This window comes from Delftia sp. Lp-1, from assembly GCF_020523835.1.
In the GTDB taxonomy this organism is placed as follows: Bacteria; Pseudomonadota; Gammaproteobacteria; order Burkholderiales; family Burkholderiaceae_C; genus Comamonas; species Comamonas acidovorans.
In genome coordinates, this window is record NZ_JAJALJ010000002.1 from 803112 (window position 1) to 821126 (window position 18015).

At 67.7% G+C, this 18015-nt stretch carries 15 protein-coding genes; 14 read left to right on the forward strand and 1 reads right to left on the reverse strand.

Going from position 1 to position 18015, the window contains the following annotated elements:
• Positions 1–20 precede the first annotated feature (20 nt).
• From LGR64_RS20385 to cydX, 13 genes are all read left to right on the forward strand, one after another.
• Positions 21–974 carry a histone deacetylase family protein gene (locus tag LGR64_RS20385; RefSeq protein ID WP_012204307.1) on the forward strand — a complete coding sequence of 318 codons (954 nt, stop codon included), beginning with the start codon at positions 21–23 and terminating at the stop codon, positions 972–974.
• A 17-nt stretch (positions 975–991) separates the two neighbouring features.
• A complete protein-coding gene (locus tag LGR64_RS20390; protein ID WP_141829302.1) occupies positions 992–1801 on the forward strand; it encodes an enoyl-CoA hydratase in 810 nt (269 codons plus the stop codon).
• 92 nt (positions 1802–1893) lie between these two features.
• Positions 1894–3183: a mechanosensitive ion channel family protein gene (locus LGR64_RS20395; protein WP_013803461.1), complete on the forward strand. Its 1290-nt coding sequence runs from the start codon at positions 1894–1896 to the stop codon at positions 3181–3183.
• 209 nt (positions 3184–3392) lie between these two features.
• Positions 3393–4142, forward strand: coding sequence for an electron transfer flavoprotein subunit beta/FixA family protein (locus LGR64_RS20400; RefSeq protein WP_012204310.1), 750 nt, complete (start codon positions 3393–3395; stop codon positions 4140–4142).
• Between the two features lie 14 nt (positions 4143–4156).
• Positions 4157–5089, forward strand: coding sequence for an electron transfer flavoprotein subunit alpha/FixB family protein (locus LGR64_RS20405; protein WP_013803459.1), 933 nt, complete (start codon positions 4157–4159; stop codon positions 5087–5089).
• 154 nt (positions 5090–5243) lie between these two features.
• Positions 5244–6386, forward strand: coding sequence for an ABC transporter substrate-binding protein (locus LGR64_RS20410; protein ID WP_013803458.1), 1143 nt, complete (start codon positions 5244–5246; stop codon positions 6384–6386).
• Between the two features lie 97 nt (positions 6387–6483).
• Positions 6484–8274 (forward strand): acyl-CoA dehydrogenase, encoded by a 1791-nt coding sequence (locus LGR64_RS20415; RefSeq protein WP_141829301.1) that lies wholly within the window; start codon positions 6484–6486, stop codon positions 8272–8274.
• A gap of 60 nt (positions 8275–8334) precedes the next feature.
• Positions 8335–9294, forward strand: coding sequence for an NAD(P)H-dependent flavin oxidoreductase (locus LGR64_RS20420; RefSeq protein ID WP_012204314.1), 960 nt, complete (start codon positions 8335–8337; stop codon positions 9292–9294).
• Between the two features lie 292 nt (positions 9295–9586).
• Entirely contained in the window at positions 9587–11227 is a 1641-nt protein-coding gene (cydD, locus tag LGR64_RS20425; protein ID WP_141831080.1) for a thiol reductant ABC exporter subunit CydD, read from the forward strand.
• Positions 11224–12909: an amino acid ABC transporter ATP-binding/permease protein gene (locus LGR64_RS20430; RefSeq protein ID WP_141829299.1), complete on the forward strand. Its 1686-nt coding sequence runs from the start codon at positions 11224–11226 to the stop codon at positions 12907–12909. Before cydD ends, LGR64_RS20430 begins: the two co-directional genes overlap by 4 nt.
• A gap of 42 nt (positions 12910–12951) precedes the next feature.
• Entirely contained in the window at positions 12952–14538 is a 1587-nt protein-coding gene (locus LGR64_RS20435; RefSeq protein WP_034391473.1) for a cytochrome ubiquinol oxidase subunit I, read from the forward strand.
• Between the two features lie 18 nt (positions 14539–14556).
• Complete coding sequence (gene cydB / locus LGR64_RS20440; RefSeq protein WP_141829297.1) at positions 14557–15708, forward strand: cytochrome d ubiquinol oxidase subunit II; 1152 nt, start codon at positions 14557–14559, stop codon at positions 15706–15708.
• A 49-nt stretch (positions 15709–15757) separates the two neighbouring features.
• Positions 15758–15883 (forward strand): cytochrome bd-I oxidase subunit CydX, encoded by a 126-nt coding sequence (gene cydX, locus LGR64_RS20445; protein ID WP_012204319.1) that lies wholly within the window; start codon positions 15758–15760, stop codon positions 15881–15883.
• A 199-nt stretch (positions 15884–16082) separates the two neighbouring features.
• Here the strand turns inward: cydX and LGR64_RS20450 are convergent, their stop codons facing one another.
• Positions 16083–16679, reverse strand: coding sequence for a GbsR/MarR family transcriptional regulator (locus LGR64_RS20450; protein ID WP_230356783.1), 597 nt, complete (start codon positions 16677–16679; stop codon positions 16083–16085).
• A 168-nt stretch (positions 16680–16847) separates the two neighbouring features.
• Between LGR64_RS20450 and LGR64_RS20455 the strand changes: the two genes are divergently transcribed.
• Positions 16848–18005, forward strand: coding sequence for an acyltransferase family protein (locus LGR64_RS20455; protein ID WP_230356784.1), 1158 nt, complete (start codon positions 16848–16850; stop codon positions 18003–18005).
• Positions 18006–18015 lie beyond the last annotated feature (10 nt).

Sequence of the window (18015 nt, forward strand, 5' to 3'; positions counted from 1 at the left end):
AACATCGCGGAGACATCACTGTGGGCAAGACGGGTTATTTCACCCATAGGGAGTGCTGGCGGCATGAGATGGGGCCGGGGCACCCGGAATGCCCGGCCCGGCTCGACGCCATCGAGGACCGGCTGCTGGTGACCGGCGTGGCCGATGCGCTGGAGCGGCACGAGGCCCCCCAGGCCTCGCTGGCCGACATCGAACTGGCCCATGACCGCATGCATGTGGCTGCGCTGCAGGGCCTGACCCAGCGCCTGGTCGAGGAGCAGCAGGCCGGTGGCCCCGAGTACTCCCAGATCGACACCGACACCTCCATCAACAGCCACACCTTCTCGGCCGCCCTGCATGCGGCCGGCGCCGCGCTGGCGGCCACCGATGCGGTGATGGCCGGCGAGCTGGAGAACGCCTTTTGCGCCGTGCGCCCTCCGGGCCACCATGCCACGCGCCACCAGGCCATGGGCTTTTGCTTCTTCAACAACGTGGCCGTGGGCGTGAAGTACGCGCTCAGCCGTCACCACCTCAAGCGCGTGGCCGTGATCGATTTCGACGTGCACCACGGCAACGGCACGGAGGACATCCTCTCCGGCGACGACCGCGTGCTCATGTGCGGCATCTTCCAGCACCCGTTCTATCCCTTCAGCGGCGACCAGCACCCGGCCGCCAACATGGTCAACGTGCCGGTGGCCGCCTATACCAAGGGCATGGACATCCGCGAGATCGTCGAGATGATGTGGATTCCGCGCCTGGAGGCCTTCAAGCCCGAGCTGATCTTCATCAGCGCCGGCTTCGACGCCCACCGCGAGGACGACATGGGCCAGCTGGGCATGACCGAGCAGGACTTCACCTGGATCACCTCGCGCATCAAGGACATCGCGCGGCGCTTTTCCAAGGGGCGCATCGTCTCCTGCCTGGAAGGCGGCTATGTGATGGGGCCGCTTGCGCGCAGCGTGGAAGCGCACGTGCGCGTGCTGGCCGACCTCTGAACCGGATCTGGAGCACCATGAACGCGAGCACCCATCCTTCTGAAGCCAGCCCCCTGCTCGACGTGCAGCGCGACGCGCGCGGCGTCGTGCGCCTCACGCTCAACGACCCGCAGCGCTTCAATGCCCTGGGCGAGCAGATGCTCACGCAGCTGCAGCAGGCGCTGGACGACGTGGCGCGCGACGAGTCCGTGCGCGTGGTCGTGCTGTCTGCGGCCGGCAAGGCCTTTTGCGCGGGGCACAACCTCAAGGACATGGCGGCACATCCGCAGCTGGACTACTACCAGAAGCTGTTCGCCCAGTGCAGCCGCATGATGCTGTCCATCCACCGGCTGCCCGTTCCCGTGATCGCGCGCGTGCACGGCATTGCCACGGCGGCAGGCTGCCAGCTCGTCGCCCAGTGCGATCTGGCCGTTGCTGCGCAGGCGGCACGCTTTGCCACCAGCGGCATCCACTATGGCCTGTTCTGCGCCACCCCCAGCGTGCCGCTGGTGCGCAATGTGCCGGCCAAGCAGGCCATGGAGATGCTGCTCACGGGCGACTTCATCGACGCCCAGCAGGCGCTGGAGCAGGGCCTGGTCAACCGCGTGGTGGCCGATGAGGCGCTGGACGATGCCGTCGAGCACTTCGTGCAGTCCATCGTCAGCAAGCCCCGTGCGGCCGTGGCCATGGGCAAGGCGCTGGTCTACCGCCAGCGCGAGATGGGCATCGAGGCGGCCTACCAGCTGGCCGGCCAGACCATGGCCGCCAACATGATGGATGCCGACGCCCAGGAGGGCGCCCAGGCCTTCGCCGCCAAGCGCGAACCGGCCTGGAAGACGGGCCGCTGACCGACCTGCATGTAGGTCCCGGTCCGGTCGGCCTGTCCTGGATCTGGGCGATGATGGCGGCCTGCGCCCTTGCGGCGGAACGGCCCTGACCCATGGATATCTTCGACAAGCTCATCAACGACTTCCAAAGCTCCAGCGCCTGGCTGGAGTTCTCCGTGCTCATCGCCTGCCTGCTGCTGGCCTACGGCGCCATGCGCGGCCTGCATGCGCGCTACGGCCATCTGAACGATGGAAAGCCCTCCGTATGGATAGGCCGCCATGCGCTCGATGGCGCCCTGTTCCCGCTGCTGGCGCTGGTGCTGGTCTTCACCAGCCAGGAGATCCTGGCGCGGTTTTCCACGGTGTTCTGGCTGCGCGTGGCCGTGTCGCTGCTGGTGTCCCTGTCGGTGATCCGCTTCGTGGCGCGGGTGCTCAGCCGGACCTTCCCCCACTCCACCGTGGTGCGTCTGATCGAGCGCATCTTCTCCTGGCTGGCCTGGGGCGCGGCCGTGCTGCACAGCATCGGCCTGCTGCCGCAGGTCATGGAGGAGCTGGAGGCCCTGCAGTTCAACATCGGCAAGACGCCGGTCAGCCTGCTCAACCTGATCGAGGGCACGCTGTCGGCGGGCCTGATGATGGTGGCCGTGCTGTGGGTGGCAACGCTGTTCGAGCAGAAGGTCATCAACCAGTGGGTCAGCGACCTGTCCATGCGCAAGGTGGCCATGAACATCACGCGCAGCGTGCTGATCCTGGTGGGGCTGCTGGTGTCGCTGTCCATGGTGGGCGTGGACCTGACGGCGCTGTCCGTCATGGGCGGCGCCATCGGCGTGGGCCTGGGTTTCGGTATGCAGAAGATCGCCTCCAACTACGTCAGCGGCTTTCTGGTGCTGATCGAACGCGCGCTGCGCATCGGCGACAACGTGCGCGTGGATGGCTTCGAGGGCCGCATCACCGACATCCGCACGCGCTACACCATCATCCGCGCGCTCAACGGCCGCGAATCCATCGTGCCCAACGAGACGCTGATCACCCAGCGTGTGGAGAACCTCACCGGATTCGACGTCAAGTTCGGCCTTTCCACCAACATCGTCGTGGGCATGGACAGCGATGTGGAGCAGGTGCGCGGCATCCTGCTCGATGCCGCAGCCGCCCAGCCGCGCGTGCTCAAGACGCCCGCGCCTTCGGTGGCACTGGTCGACTTCGTCGAGCAGGGTCTGCAGTTCAGTCTCAGCTACTACATCAACGACCCGCAAAATGGCCAGGGCAATGTGCGCTCCGAGGTGAACCTCGCCGTGCTGCGCGGCCTGCGTGCCGCAGGCGTGAGCCTGCCAGTCCCCAAGCAGGTGGTGCAGATCACCGAACGCGGGGGCGTGGTGGCTCAGGCAGCAGAGAAAAGCAGCTAGGATTATTCCTAGGTGCATACCCTGAGTTCAGGCTGTTCCCCCGCAGGAAATCTCAATGGTCGTGCTTAAAATGGCACGATCGTTCTTTTTTGTGAGCGCGCATGCGGCCCTCGGCCGTCAGGGAAACCTGCCGCAGCTGCTGCAGCGCCGCATACAATGATTTCGGTTTACGTAAACGTCAATCTATCAATCAATCAGGAGCCGCTGCAATGAAGGTTTTGGTCCCGGTCAAGCGCGTGGTGGACTACAACGTGAAGGTCCGCGTGAAGTCGGACGGCACGGGCGTGGACATCGCCAACGTCAAGATGAGCATGAACCCCTTTGACGAAATCGCCGTCGAAGAAGCCGTTCGCCTCAAGGAAAAGGGCGTGGCCACCGAAGTCATCGCCGTCTCCTGCGGCGTGGCCCAGTGCCAGGAAACCCTGCGCACGGCCATGGCCATCGGTGCCGACCGCGGCATCCTGGTGGAGACCACCGAGGAGCTGCAGCCCCTGGCCGTCGCCAAGCTGCTCAAGGCGCTGGTCGACAAGGAGCAGCCCGGCCTCATCATCCTGGGCAAGCAGGCCATCGACGACGATGCCAACCAGACCGGCCAGATGCTGGCAGCCCTGGCCGACCTGCCGCAAGCCACCTTCGCCTCCAAGGTCGAAGTCGCTGGCGACAAGGTGAATGTCACGCGCGAAGTGGACGGCGGCCTGGAAACCCTGGCCCTGAGCCTGCCGGCCGTCATCACCACCGACCTGCGCCTGAACGAGCCGCGCTACGTCACGCTGCCCAACATCATGAAGGCCAAGAAAAAGCAGCTGGACACGGTCAAGCCTGAAGAGCTGGGCGTCGATGTGGCCCCGCGCCTGAAGACGCTCAAGGTGGCCGAGCCCGCCAAGCGCGGCGCTGGCGTGAAGGTGCCCGATGTGGCGACCCTGGTCAGCAAGCTCAAGAACGAAGCCAAGGTCATCTAAAGGAATTCGCAGACATGACATCCCTCGTTATTGCAGAACACGACAACGCTTCCATCAAGAGCGCCACGCTCAACACCGTCACTGCGGCCCTGGCCTGCGGCGGCGACGTGCATGTGCTGGTGGCGGGCGAGAATGCCGGCGCCGCTGCGCAGGCCGCTGCCCAGATCGCTGGCGTGTCCAAGGTCATCCACGCCGACGGCGCCAGCCTGAAGGACGGCTTGGCCGAGAACATTGCAGCGCAAGTGCTGGCAATCGCTTCGAACTACAGCCACATCCTGTTCCCCGCCACCGCCAGCGGCAAGAACGCCGCGCCGCGCGTGGCCGCCAAGCTGGACGTGGCCCAGATCAGCGACATCACCAAGGTGGACAGCGCCGATACCTTCGAGCGCCCCATCTACGCAGGCAACGCCATTGCCACGGTGCAAAGCAGCGACAAGATCAAGGTCATCACCGTGCGCGGCACGGGCTTTGACGCAGCGGCCACCACGGGCGGCAGCGCCCAGGTGGAGCAGTTGGCCGCCGCTGGCGACAACGGCAAGAGCAGCTTCGTGGGCCGCGAGGTCACCAAGAACGACCGCCCGGAACTGACGGCCGCCAAGATCATCGTCTCCGGTGGTCGCGCGCTGGGCAGCAGCGAGAAGTTCCAGGAAGTCATCACACCCCTGGCCGACAAGCTGGGTGCCGCCATCGGTGCTTCGCGCGCTGCGGTGGACGCAGGCTATGCGCCCAATGACCTGCAGGTCGGCCAGACCGGCAAGATCGTCGCGCCCCAGCTGTACATCGCCCTGGGCATCTCGGGCGCCATCCAGCATTTGGCCGGCATGAAGGACTCCAAGGTGATCGTGGCGATCAACAAGGACCCCGAGGCACCGATCTTCTCGGTGGCCGACTACGGCCTGGAGGCCGACCTGTTCCAGGCCGTGCCGGAACTGGTGCAGGCGCTGTAAGCGGCTGAAGCTGAAAAATGAGGGGCACAGGCCCCTCTTTTTCCGTCATGGATTCCGGGATGGTCCGCTGGTCACGGCGCGCACCACCGACTACAACAACGGACTTGGCCGCCAGCCGGTGCTGGCGATGGCATGAACCGAGAGGGAGATTGAAATGAAGATGATGCGCTTGCGCCTGGCCCGCACGGCCGTGGCCTTTGTCTGTGGCGCCATGGCGCTGGCCGCCGAGGCCAATGCCTGGGTGGTGGGGCAGGTGGCACCCATGTCGGGAGCCGGTGCGACGCAGGGCCGTGCCTATGCCCAGGGCATGCGCCTGTACTTCGACCAGATCAACAAGGCCGGCGGCGTGCAGGGGCAGCCCGTGCAACTGGTCACGGTGGACGATGTGGGCCACCCCGAGGAAACCGTGGACAAGACCCGCAAGCTGCTGGACGAGTCCAAGCCCGTGGTGCTGGCCGGCTACTTCGGCAACCGCAACATGGCGGCGCTGCTGGACAGCAAGCTGCTCGACCAGTCGCAGATCTCCCTCGTGGGCTACCAGAGCACGGACACGCGGGTGCTGAGCAATCCCCAGATCTTCAGCACGCGCGCCAATCTGCCCGAGGAAATGGCCAAGATCGCATCGCACCTGGCCACCGTGGGCATCACGCGCCTGGCCCTGCTGCATGACGAGCGCCCGGATGCCAAGGCCGTGGCGGAACTCGTGGACAAGGCGATTGCGCCTTCCAAGGCCAAGCTGGTGGTCAGCGCCTCGCTGAGCACGGGCAAGGGTGCCATGGACAAGGCCGTGTCCCAGTTGCAAAAGGCCCAGCCTTCGGCGCAGGCCGTGATGGTGGTGGCCTCCAGCCCAGTGACCTCGGCCTTTGTCGAGGCGTACCGCATGGCGGGTGGCACGGCCCAGATCTACGCGACGTCCGAAGCCGATATCGAGCAACTGGCCAAGCGCCTGCCCGTGGAGTTCATGAGCGGCCTGTCCATTGCCCAGGTCGTGCCCAGTCCCTACAAGGTGACCATGCGCCTGAACAAGGAGTTCAGGGACGCGGCCACCGCTGCCGGCAAGTCGCTGACCGTGCCGGTCAGCTACGCCATGATGGAAGGCTATGTGAACGCCCGCGTCATCGTGGAGGCCATGCGCCGCACCCAGCCGCTGACGCGCGACAAGCTGGCCGCTTCGCTGCGCGGCCTGGACGCCTTCGATCTGGGCGGCTACTGGGTTACCTATCGTCCGGGCTCGCAGGCGGGCTCGAAATTCGTGGATTTGTCCATCGTCAACGCATCGGGCCGCGTCACGCAATAACGCAGCAATGCAGTAGTGCTGTGGCGGCGCGCCCGCTGTCCCAGGTCGCCGCGCGCTGCGCGCCGGCGGTCCAGGCTCTGTTCAGGAAGGTTCAACAATGACTTACTCGGCTCCCCTCAAAGACATGCTGTTCGCCATGGAGCATCTGGCGCAGATCGACCAGGTGGCGCAGTTGCCCGGTTTCGAGGAGGCTGGCCTGGAGACGGCCCAGGCCGTGCTGGAGGAATGCGCCAAGCTGTGCGAAGGCGTGGTGGCGCCGCTGAACCTGCCGGGCGACGTGGCGCCTTCCAGCCTCAAGGACGGCGTGGTCACCACCACGGCGGGCTTCAAACAGGCCTTTCGCCAGTACGCCGAAGGCGGCTGGCAGGGCTTGCAGCATCCGCAGGATTTTGGCGGCCAGGGCCTGCCCAAGACGATTGGCGCGGCCTGCGTGGAAATGCTCAACAGCGCCAACCTGAGCTTTGCGCTGTGCCCGCTGCTGACCGACGGCGCCATCGAGGCGCTGCTGACGGCGGGCAGCGATGAGCTCAAGGCCACCTATCTCGAGAAGCTGGTGACCGGCGAGTGGACCGGCACCATGAACCTGACCGAGCCCCAGGCCGGCTCCGACCTGGCCCTGGTGCGCACCAAGGCCGATCCGCAGCCCGATGGCAGCTACAAGGTCTTCGGCACCAAGATCTTCATCACCTATGGCGAGCACGACATGGCCGAGAACATCGTCCATCTGGTGCTGGCCCGCGTGGCCGGGGCGCCCGAGGGCGTCAAGGGCATCAGCCTGTTCGTGGTGCCCAAGTTCCTGGTCAACAAGGATGGCTCGCTGGGCGCGCGCAACGATGTGCACTGCGTGAGCATCGAGCACAAGATGGGGATCAAGGCCTCGCCCACGGCCGTGCTGCAGTACGGCGACAACGGCGGGGCCATCGGTTACCTGGTGGGCGAGGAAAACCGCGGCCTCGAATACATGTTCATCATGATGAACGCGGCCCGCTACGCCGTGGGCGTGCAGGGCATTGCCGTGGCCGAGCGCGCCTACCAGCACGCCGTGGCCTATGCCCGCGAGCGCGTGCAAAGCCGCCCCGTGGACGGCAGTGTGAAGGCCAGCGCCACCATCATCCACCACCCTGATGTGCGCCGCATGCTCATGACCATGCGTGCCTACACCGAGGGCTGCCGTGCCATGGCGGCCACGGCCGCCGCGGCCTACGACGCATCCCATCACCATGCCGATGCCCAGGTGCGCGAGGCCAATGCGGCCTTCTATGAATTCATGGTGCCCCTGGTCAAGGGCTACAGCACCGAGATGAGCCTGGAAGTCACCAGCCTGGGCGTGCAGGTGCACGGCGGCATGGGCTTCATCGAGGAGACGGGCGCCGCCCAGTACTACCGCGACGCCAAGATCCTGACCATCTACGAAGGCACGACCGCCATCCAGGCCAATGACCTGGTGGGCCGCAAGACGGCGCGCGATGGCGGCCAGACCGCGCTGGCCATTGCGGGCCAGATCGAGAAGACCGAGGCCGAGCTGGCCGCCAGCGGCACGCCCGAGGCACTGGCCGTGGCCCGCCAGCTGGCCGCCGCGCGCCAGGCCTTCGTCGAGGCGGTGCACTTCGTCTCGGGCCAGGCCAAGGCCGAGCCCAATGCCGTGTACGCCGGCAGCGTTCCCTACCTGATGCTGGCGGGCAACCTCGTCGCAGGCTGGCAGATGGGCCGCGCCCTGCTGGCGGCCGAGCAGCTGTTGCACAAGGGACAGGACGCGGCCTTCATGCGCGCGAAGATTGCGACGGCGCGCTTTTATGCCGAGCACATCCTCGTCAAGGCGGCGGGCCTGCGCGATGCCATCGTGCACGGCGGCGACAGCGTGATGGCGCTGCCCATGGACGCCTTCTGACCCGGCGCTTGCGCACGGCACAACGCAGACAAAGACACCGAGAACCAACGGAGACAACGCATGTCCAAGCTTCCCCCGGCGCTGAAGAAACTGGCCCTGCCAGTGATCGGCTCGCCGCTGTTCATCATCAGCAATCCCAAGCTCGTGATCGCCCAGTGCCAGGCCGGCATCGTGGGTTCCATGCCCGCGCTCAACGCGCGCCCGGCCGAGCAGCTCGAAGACTGGCTGGCCGAGATCACCGAGACCCTGGCCGCCTGGGACAAGGCCCATCCGGACCGGCCCTCGGCGCCGTTCGCCATCAACCAGATCGTGCACAAGAGCAATGACCGGCTCGAGCACGACATGCAGATGTGTGCCAAGTACAAGGTGCCCATCGTCATCACCAGCCTGGGTGCGCGCGAGGACGTGAACCAGGCCGTGCACAGCTGGGGCGGCGTGGTGCTGCACGACATCATCAACAACAAGTTCGCGCACAAGGCCATCGAAAAGGGGGCCGACGGCCTGATCGCCGTGGCGGCGGGCGCGGGCGGCCATGCGGGTGTCAAGAGCCCGTTCGCGCTGATCCAGGAAATCCGCGAATGGTTCGACGGCCCCGTGGCGCTGTCGGGCTCCATCGCCTCGGGCGGCGCCATCCTCGCGGCCCAGGCCATGGGTGCGGACTTCGCCTATATCGGCTCGGCCTTCATTGCCACGCATGAGGCGCGTGCGCACGACGCCTACAAGCAGGCCATCGTGGACGGCACCTCCGACGACATCGTCTACAGCAACCTGTTCACGGGCGTGCACGGCAACTACCTGGCGCCGTCCATCCGTGCGGCAGGCCTGGACCCCGACAACCTGCCCGAGTCGGATCCCAGCAAGATGAACTTCGGCGGCGACGCCAAGAAGGCCTGGAAGGACATCTGGGGCTGCGGCCAGGGCATTGGCGCCATCCGCGAAGTCACGGGTGCGGGCGAACTGGTCGAGCGTCTCAAGCGTGAATACAACCAGGCGCGCGACCGCCTGCTGTCCACCCCTTAAGGTCGGGGGAGCCCAGGACGGGCTCTTCTCCTACCCCGCCAGACGGCGCCTTCGGGCGCCGTTTTCTTTGGGTATTACCCACGCTGTGCGGGTCCGGTTCTCGAAGTTGTTTGCGCAAAACCCCTTGCGCACGCTTGACTGCTTCACTCGGCTTCCCCCTACGAGCGACTTGCCTGGAGCAAGTTTGTTTAGAATTCTTTGCGTAATTTCAGTAAATACTGAAATTACAGAATAAATGAACAAACCTTGTACCCCGTCATTGCCTGAGTTCCACCAGCTGGCGCGTCGTCCGATGGCGGGTACGGGGCGCCTGGTGCTGGCCTCGCTGCTGTGGCTGCCCCAGGCGGCGCTGCTGGCGCTGGCCGTGCAGTCCATGGCCGATGGCGCGGACGTGGAGCCGCTGTGGCCACTGTGGCAGCTTGCGGCCGGCGTGGCACTGCTGGGCGGGTTGCGCGCCTGGTGCGATGCCAGCGGCACACGCCGCGCCAATCTGCAGGCGCGCAGCCTGGTGAGCGCGCTGCGAATGCAGGTGCTGCGCACGCTGGCGGGCACCTCGCCGCTGGACCGCCAGCGCGCGGCCTCGGGCCAGGCGGCCAGCGCTATGGCCGAGCAGGCCGAGGCCATCGTGCCCTGGCTGTCGCGCTACCAGACCGCCATGTGGCGCGTGCGCACCGTGCCGCTGGTGATTGCGCTGGCCGTGGCCAGCCAGAGCTGGGTGGTGGCGCTGATCCTGGTGGTGGCCGCACCGCTGATCCCGCTGTTCATGGCCATCGTCGGCTGGCGCGCCAAGGCGGCCAGCCAGGCGCAGATGGTGGAGCTGGGCGGCATGAACGCCTTCCTGCTCGACCGCCTGCGCGGCCTGTCCACCCTGCGCGCCCTGGGCGCGGTGGATGCCACGGCGCAGCGGCTGCGCGCCAATGCCGAATCCCTGCGCGAACGCAGCATGCGCGTGCTGCGCATCGCCTTTCTGTCCTCTGCGGTGCTGGAGCTGTTCTCGGCCCTGGGCGTGGCCATGGTGGCCGTCTACGTGGGCTTTCACCTGCTGGGCCATCTGCCCTTTGGCAGCTGGGGCCAGACACTGAGCCTGGGCCAGGCGCTGTTCGTGCTGCTGCTGGCGCCCAGCTTCTTCGATCCCCTGCGTGAGCTGTCTGCCGTTTGGCACGACCGTGCCAGCGGCGAGGCCGCCCTGCAGGCCCTGGGCGAGCTGGGCCGCGATGCGCAGCCGCTGCCCGGCGCACTGGCTGCGCCCGGCAGGGCGGCCGGCCAGGCCTGCGCCCTGCACCTGGAGCAGGTGCGGCCCCAGGCGCCAGGCGGCGCGGTCACGCTGCCGGCGCTCACGGTGGACGTGCGGCCTGGCGAGCATGTGGCGCTGTGGAGCCCCAGCGGCAGCGGCAAGTCGCTGCTGCTGGCGCAGATTGCCGGCCTGCTGCCGGTGGCCGAGCCTGGGCGCATCCATATCGACGGCCAACTGCTCGACGGCGAATCGGCCGGCCGGCTGCGCGCGCGCATGGCCTGGATGGGGCAGAGCCCCCATGTGTTCGCCGGCTCGGTGGCCGAAAACCTCCGGCTGGGCCGCCCGGGATTCACCTTCGGCGAACTGCGCCAGGCCCTGCGGCTGGCCGGGCTGGGCAAGCTGGCCGAGACCCGACCCGGCGCCACGCTGGGTGAGGGCGGAGCCGGCCTGTCGGGCGGCGAAATCGTGCGCCTGGCACTGGCGCGCCTGGCCTTGTCGCGCGATGCAGGCCTGCTGCTGGTCGATGAACCCACTGCCCACCTGGACCCGGCCACGGCCGCCCAGGTCACCGATGCCCTGCTGCAGCTGGCACGCGGGCGCACGCTGATCGTCGCCACCCACGATGCCGAACTGGCCGCCGCCATGCACCGTGTGGTGGAGCTGGCGGGCCATGCCGCCCCGCAGGAGCTGGCCGCATGAAGCCCCGCTCCACCCTCTGGCCCGTGCTGGCCGCCCTGGCGCGCATGGCGCCCCGCCGCCTGTGGCTGGGTGGCGCGCTGCTGGCCCTGCTCACGGTGCTCATGGGCATGGCGCTGCTGGGCCTGTCGGGCTGGTTCATCACGGCCACGGCGCTGGCCGGGCTGCTGCCGGCCACGGCTATCGTTTTCGATGTCTTCATGCCCTCGGCCGGCATCCGCCTGCTGGCCCTGGGCCGCACGGGCACGCGCTATGCCGAACGGCTGGTCACCCATGACGCCACCCTGGCCGTGCTGGCCGCCCTGCGCGAGCGGCTGCTGCGCAGCTGGGCCACGCCCGCCGCCGCCCTGAGCCTGCGCCTGCGGCCCGCACGCCTGCTGCAGCGGCTGACGGCCGACGTGGATGCGCTGGACAGCCTTTACCTGCGCCTGTTCGTGCCCTTGCTGGCCGCCACGGGTGCCACGCTGGTGGCCGCCCTGGCACTGGGCCTGATGCGCTGGTGGCTGGGCCTGGCCTTGGCTGCGTGGCTGCTGGCCACCGGCCTGGGCAGCGCCCTGTGGCTGGCCCGCGGTGCGCGCCGGCCCGCCGTGCGCCGCGCGCTGGCGCTGGAGTCCCTGCGCGCCCGCACGGCCGACCTGGTGGCCGGGCAGGCGGAGCTGGCCATGGCCGGCACCCTGGCCGCGCATTGCGAACGCATTGCCGCCCTGGACGCCCGCGTGGCCGAGGCCGACGCCGAGCTCCACGGCCTGGAGGCCCGAACCTCCTTCGTGCAAGGCCTGTGCGGCGCCCTGGCCCTGGCCGGTGTGCTGCTGGGCGTGGGCTGGCTGGCCGAGGCCGGCCTGCTGGGCGCCCCCGTGGCCGCGCTGGCCCTGTTGCTGGCGCTGACGGCCATGGAGCCCTTTGCCGCGTTGCGCCGTGGCGCGCTGGAGGCTGGCCGCAGCTGGCTGGCCGCGCGCCGGCTGGCGCCTGCCCTGCGCGATGGCGCTGCGCAAGGCGCCTGCGAACCGGCTGCGCCCAGGCAGGGCTTGGCGGTTGAGCTGGAGCAGGTCGTGGCACCCCGTGCCGCCGTGCTGGCCCAGGACATCCGTATCGCCGAGGGCGAGCGTGTCGCCCTGCTGGGTGCCAGCGGCGCGGGCAAGACCACGCTGCTGTCCCTGATGGCCGGCGAGCTCCAGCCGCTGGCCGGCGCCGTGCATGCCCGGCGCTGCACCTGGATGACGCAGCGCACCGAACTGTTCGAGGACAGCCTGCGCGACAACCTTTTGCTGGCTTGCCCCCAGGCCGCCGAGGACACGCTGTGGGCGGCGCTGGAAGTCGCCGGGCTGGCCGGCGATGTGCGCGCCATGGCGCAGGGCCTGGACACGCGGCTGGGCGAGGGCGGGCTGGGCCTGTCCGGCGGCCAGGCACGGCGCCTGGCGCTGGCGCGGCTGCTGCTGAGCCCCGCGCGCTGCTGGCTGCTGGACGAAGTGACCGAGGGCCTGGATGCACGCACGGCCGCCGACCTGCTGGTGCGGCTGGACAGTGCAGCCCGGGGCCGCACCCTGGTGCTGGCCACCCACAAGCTGCGGGAGGCGCAACTGGCCGACCGGCTGCTGTGGGTGGAGCAGGGCCGCGTGGTGTCCGAGGCGCTGCGCGGCACACCGCCGTTCGAGGCGGCCCTGGCGCGCCTGCGGCAGGACGGCTGATCAAGGATTTCACCAAGTACCCCCGAGAGAAAGGATCTCACCATGGACCTCGACATCGTCGATCTATCGCGGCTGCAGTTCGCGGTAACGGCGCTCTACCACTTCCTGTTCGTGCCGCTGACCATCGGCCTGGCCGTGATCATCGCCATCATGGAGACCGTCTACGTGATGACGGGCCGCACCATCTGGCGCGACATGACGAAGTTCTGGGGCACGTTGTTCGGCATCAACTTCGCCATGGGCGTGGCCACAGGCATCGTGATGGAGTTCCAGTTCGGCATGAACTGGAGCTACTACAGCCACTACGTGGGCGACATCTTCGGCGCGCCGCTGGCCATCGAGGGGCTGATGGCCTTCTTCCTGGAGGCCACCTTCGTGGGCCTGTTCTTCTTCGGCTGGGACCGCCTGAGCAAGGTTGGCCATCTGGTGACCACCTGGTGCGTGGCCCTGGGCTCGAACTTCTCGGCGCTGTGGATCCTGATCGCCAACGGCTGGATGCAAAACCCCGTGGGCGCAGCGTTCAACCCGCAGACCATGCGCATGGAGGTCACCGACTTCTTCGCGGTGCTGACCAACCCCGTGGCCCAGGCCAAGTTCGTGCACACGGTCTCGGCAGGCTACGTGACGGCGGCCATCTTCGTGCTGGGCGTCTCGGCCTGGTATCTGCTCAAGGGCCGGCACATCCAGCTGGCACGCCGCTCCATGACGGTGGCCACCTCGTTCGGCCTGGCCGCCGCGCTGTCGGTGGTGGTGCTGGGCGATGAAAGCGGCTACCTGTCGTCGGAGCACCAGAAGATGAAGCTGGCCGCCATCGAGGCCATGTGGGACACCGAGCCCGCACCGGCCGCCTTCACGGCCTTCGGCTTCCCCGACAAGGCCGCACGCGAGACGCACTACGCCGTGCACATTCCCTGGGTCATGGGCCTGATCGGCACGCGCTCGCTGACCACCGAGATCCCCGGCATCAACGACCTGGTCCAGCGCACCGAGCAGTACATCCGCAACGGCATTGAGGCCTATGGCGCGCTGGAGGCCATCCGCGCCGCCGGCCCCACGGGCCAGGTGCCGGCCGAGGCCAAGGCCGTCTTCGAGGACAAGGGCGGGCAACTGGGCTACGCGCTGCTGCTCAAGCGCTACGTGGACGACCCGCGCCAGGCCACGGACGCGCAGATCGCCCAGGCCGCCTGGGACACCGTGCCGGCCGTGGGGCCGCTGTTCTGGGCCTTCCGCATCATGGTGGGGCTGGGCATGTTCTTCATCGCGCTCACGGCCGCCTTCTTCTGGCTGTCGGTGCGGCGCAGGCTGGACGCCCATCCGTGGATGCTCAAGCTGGCCGTGATCGCCATTCCCCTGCCCTGGATCGCGGCCGAGTGCGGCTGGATCGTGGCCGAGGTGGGCCGCCAGCCCTGGATCATCGAAGGCGTGCTGCCCACGGCGCTGGCCGTCTCCAACCTGGGCGCGGGCACGCTGCTGCTGACGATTGCAGGCTTCATCGCCATCTACTCCGTGCTCTTCGTCATCGAGATGAAGCTCATGGTGAAGGCCATCCGCAAGGGACCGCAGGAGGAAAGCGCACCGCACCTGACCACCTACTTCCCTCTGATGCAAAAACTCGCCCGCGGGCAATGACCAAGGGAGATTGTCACCATGATTCTTCACGAACTGATCAGCTACGACGTCCTGCGCCTGCTGTGGTGGGGCCTGCTGGGCGTGCTGCTCATCGCCTTTGCCGTCACCGATGGCTTTGACCTGGGCGCTGCCGCGCTGCTGCCGCTGGCGGCCAGGACCGATGTGGAGCGCCGCGTCGTCATCAACTCTCTGGGCCCGGTCTGGGAAGGCAACCAGGTCTGGCTCATCCTGGGCGGCGGTGCCATCTTTGCGGCCTGGCCGCAGCTGTACGCGGTCTCGTTCTCGGGCTTTTACCTGGCCATGTTCGCGGCCCTGGTGGCGCTGATCCTGCGGCCCGTGGCCTTCAAGTTCCGCAGCAAGCGCGAGGAGCCGGCCTGGCGCGCGCGCTGGGATGCCGTGCTGTGCATGGCCGGCGTGGTGCCCGCGCTGATCTTCGGCGTGGCACTGGGCAATGTGCTGCAGGGCGTGCCCTTCCGCCTGGCGCCCGACATGCGCATCTACTACGAGGGCACGTTCTTCGGCCTGCTCAACCCGTTTGCGCTGCTGGCCGGCCTGGTCTCGCTGTGCATGCTGCTCATGCATGGTGCGTCCTGGCTGGTGTTCAAGACCGAGGGCGATGTGGCCGCGCGCGCGCGCCGCTTCGGCATGGTGGCGGCCGTCGCCACCACGGTGCTGTTCGCGGCGGCCGGCGTGTGGCTGGCCGCGCTCAATGGCTACCGCATCACCAGCGAGATCAACACCACCGGACCGTCCAATCCGCTGTTCAAGACGGCTGCGCTGCAGGCGGGCGCCTGGTTTGCCAACTACCAGGCCCGGCCCGTGCTCTGGGCCGTGCCGGCCATCGGCCTGCTGATGCCGCTGCTGGCGGCGCTGGGCCTGTGGCTGCGCCGCGAGTGGCTGGCCCTGCTGTCCAGCGGCCTGGGCATTGCCGGCATCATCGCCAGCGTGGGGGCGTCCATGTTCCCGTTCATCCTGCCCTCGTCGCTGAACCCGCAGCACAGCCTCACGGTCTGGGACTCTTCGTCCAGCCATGTGACGCTGTTCATCATGCTGGTGTGCGCGCTGATCTTCGTGCCCCTCATCGTGGCCTACACCAGCTGGGTCTATAGCGTGCTGCGCGGCAAGGTCGACCCGATGGCCATCATCGAGGGCCGTGGCCACTCGTACTGATCCACCGAATCAAGAAACGACAGTCAACGTCAAGAAAGGACACAACACCATGTGGTACTTCGCCTGGTTGCTCGGCCTGCCGCTGGCGGCCGCCTTCGCGGTGCTCAACGCGATGTGGTACGAACTGATGGACGACGAGGCCACGCGCCGCGAACTCCTGGCCCGGGAGAAATAAAGCTCCCCCTGAGGCGCTTCGCGCCTTCCCCCTCTCTCTTCGGGAGGGGGACGACACCCTCGCTGCGGGGGCGGCCCTTGCTCGGTGTCCCTCGCTTTGGGCTACGCCAGTTTTTGCACGCGCTTACCGCCAATGAAGCATTGCTGTAAACACAATGAGCTCCCTCGGGAGCTCATTTTTGTACGCAGCGTTGCCGTGTTCAATCGTCGGTGTCATCCGCCTTGGCGCGGCCCTTGCCGCCCGTGATGCGGTCCTTCAGATCAAGCAGCCGCGTCACGGCCGTGCCCATGCCCATGAGCTGCATGGCGGTCTCGGGCGACAGGCGCTGCACGTCGTCGAACCAGTTCATGAGCCGGTCGATCAGCTCGTACATGTCGCGCATGCGCTGCTGGGCGTAGCGTTCCTCTTCGGTGGTGACTTCCTCCAGCATGGCGGTGCGCAGCATGGACTGGGTGGGCTCGATCTCGCGGCGGCGGCGTTCCTCGGCCAGGCGGCGGAAGATTTCCCAGACATCCTGCGGCGCCTCGAAATACTCGCGCCGGTCGCCGGGCTGGTGGCGCAATTGCACCAGGCGCCAGGCCTGCAATTCCTTGAGCCCCATGCTCACGTTGGAGCGCGAGAACTCCAGCGTCTCGGCGATCTGGTCGGCATTGAGCGGCTCGGGCGAAAGAAACAGCAGAGCGTAGATCTGGCCTACCGTGCGGTTGATGCCCCAGCGGCTGCCCATCTCGCCGAAGTGCGAGACGAACTGCCGGTTCAACGCCGGAAGAGGTTTGGATTGCGTCATGGCATGCATTGTGCCTTCGCGTGCCGGCATGTCCTGGGCGGCTTGGAAAGCGGTGCGTCAGCTTTCTGCAAGACGCGGTCAAAAGGCGCACAATGGCGCCTTTGCGGGCTTGCGGCCAGGCGGCCCGGGCCCAGCGCCTCCCGCTTACCGACCCGTTCGCAGATTGCAGATTGCCCCATGTCCCACGCTAGCCGCAGTGCGCTGATCGACTGCACCAAGGGCCTGGCCTGTGCCGCCATCGTCTGGCACCACCTGGCCTTCTACGGCCCCATGTCCGATATCGCCCATCCGGCCGCGCCGGACCTCATCGACTGGCTCTATGAATATGCGCGCATGGCCGTGCAGATCTTCCTGGTGCTGGGCGGCTACCTGGCGGCAGCCAGCATGGCGCCGCAAGGCCACGGCCAGCACAGCGATCCGTGGTCGCGCATCGGGCGCCGCTTCGTGCGTCTGGTCGTGCCCTATGCGGTGGCCCTGGTCGTGGCCGTCGTCGTCTCGGCGGTCGTGCGGCCCTGGTTCGACCATGCCTCGGTGTCGGGCGAGCCCGATCTCTGGCAATTGGTGGCGCATGCGCTGCTGCTGCAGAACATCGTGGGCGAGGAGTCGCTGTCTGCGGGCGTCTGGTATGTGTCCATAGACTTCCAGCTGTTCGCGCTGACGGCGCTGCTGCTGGCCGGCACGCGCTGGAGTGGTGCCTTGCTGCGCCGCCGCTTTGGCGGCGACGCCCTGTCACGCTGCTGGCCCTGGGCGCTGAGCGTGGCGCAGGCGCTGGTGGTGATCGGCGTGGCGGCCTCGCTGCTGGGCTTCAATCTGGATGCGCAATGGGATGTGTGGGCGCCGTACTTCTTTGGCGCCTACGGCCTGGGCATGCTGGCCTACTGGGCCGCGCATGCGGACAAGTCCTCGACGGCATGGAGCTGGTCCCTGCTGATCGTGGCCCTGGTCGTAGCGGCACTGGCACTGGAGTGGCGCGACCGCATCGCGCTGGCCGGTGCCACGGCGCTGGCCCTGGTCGTGGCCATGCGCAGCCCCGCGTTTGCGCAGGCGCAAGGCTGGGCGCCGCTGCGTCGGCTGGGCAAGATTTCGTACTCGGTGTTTCTCGTGCACTTCTCGGTCTGCCTGCTGGTCAATGCCGTGGAAAGCCATTTCTGGCCACATTCCATTCCCGCCGCCCTGCTGGGCATGTGCACGGCTTTTGTGCTGTCGATTGCGGCCGGCCATCTGCTGTACGAGCGCGTGGAGCGCCACGTTCCCAGCTGGCACATGGCGCTGCGCTGGCAGGCGGGCCTGGTGGGCACCGGCCTGATCGCGGCGTTTCTGGCAGGCCTGCGCTGAGGCGCGGTGC

Bases quoted from the DNA above. Each gene is read 5' to 3' on its own strand.
- LGR64_RS20390 (WP_141829302.1), top strand. From the start codon at position 992: ATGAACGCGAGCACCCATCCTTCTGAAGCCAGCCCCCTGCTCGACGTG.
- LGR64_RS20395 (WP_013803461.1), top strand. From the start codon at position 1,894: ATGGATATCTTCGACAAGCTCATCAACGACTTCCAAAGCTCCAGCGCC.
- LGR64_RS20400 (WP_012204310.1), top strand. From the start codon at position 3,393: ATGAAGGTTTTGGTCCCGGTCAAGCGCGTGGTGGACTACAACGTGAAG.
- LGR64_RS20405 (WP_013803459.1), top strand. From the start codon at position 4,157: ATGACATCCCTCGTTATTGCAGAACACGACAACGCTTCCATCAAGAGC.
- LGR64_RS20410 (WP_013803458.1), top strand. From the start codon at position 5,244: ATGAAGATGATGCGCTTGCGCCTGGCCCGCACGGCCGTGGCCTTTGTC.
- LGR64_RS20415 (WP_141829301.1), top strand. From the start codon at position 6,484: ATGACTTACTCGGCTCCCCTCAAAGACATGCTGTTCGCCATGGAGCAT.
- LGR64_RS20420 (WP_012204314.1), top strand. From the start codon at position 8,335: ATGTCCAAGCTTCCCCCGGCGCTGAAGAAACTGGCCCTGCCAGTGATC.
- cydD (WP_141831080.1), top strand. From the start codon at position 9,587: ATGGCGGGTACGGGGCGCCTGGTGCTGGCCTCGCTGCTGTGGCTGCCC.
- LGR64_RS20430 (WP_141829299.1), top strand. From the start codon at position 11,224: ATGAAGCCCCGCTCCACCCTCTGGCCCGTGCTGGCCGCCCTGGCGCGC.
- LGR64_RS20435 (WP_034391473.1), top strand. From the start codon at position 12,952: ATGGACCTCGACATCGTCGATCTATCGCGGCTGCAGTTCGCGGTAACG.
- cydB (WP_141829297.1), top strand. From the start codon at position 14,557: ATGATTCTTCACGAACTGATCAGCTACGACGTCCTGCGCCTGCTGTGG.
- cydX (WP_012204319.1), top strand. From the start codon at position 15,758: ATGTGGTACTTCGCCTGGTTGCTCGGCCTGCCGCTGGCGGCCGCCTTC.
- LGR64_RS20450 (WP_230356783.1), bottom strand. From the start codon at position 16,679: ATGCATGCCATGACGCAATCCAAACCTCTTCCGGCGTTGAACCGGCAG.
- LGR64_RS20455 (WP_230356784.1), top strand. From the start codon at position 16,848: ATGTCCCACGCTAGCCGCAGTGCGCTGATCGACTGCACCAAGGGCCTG.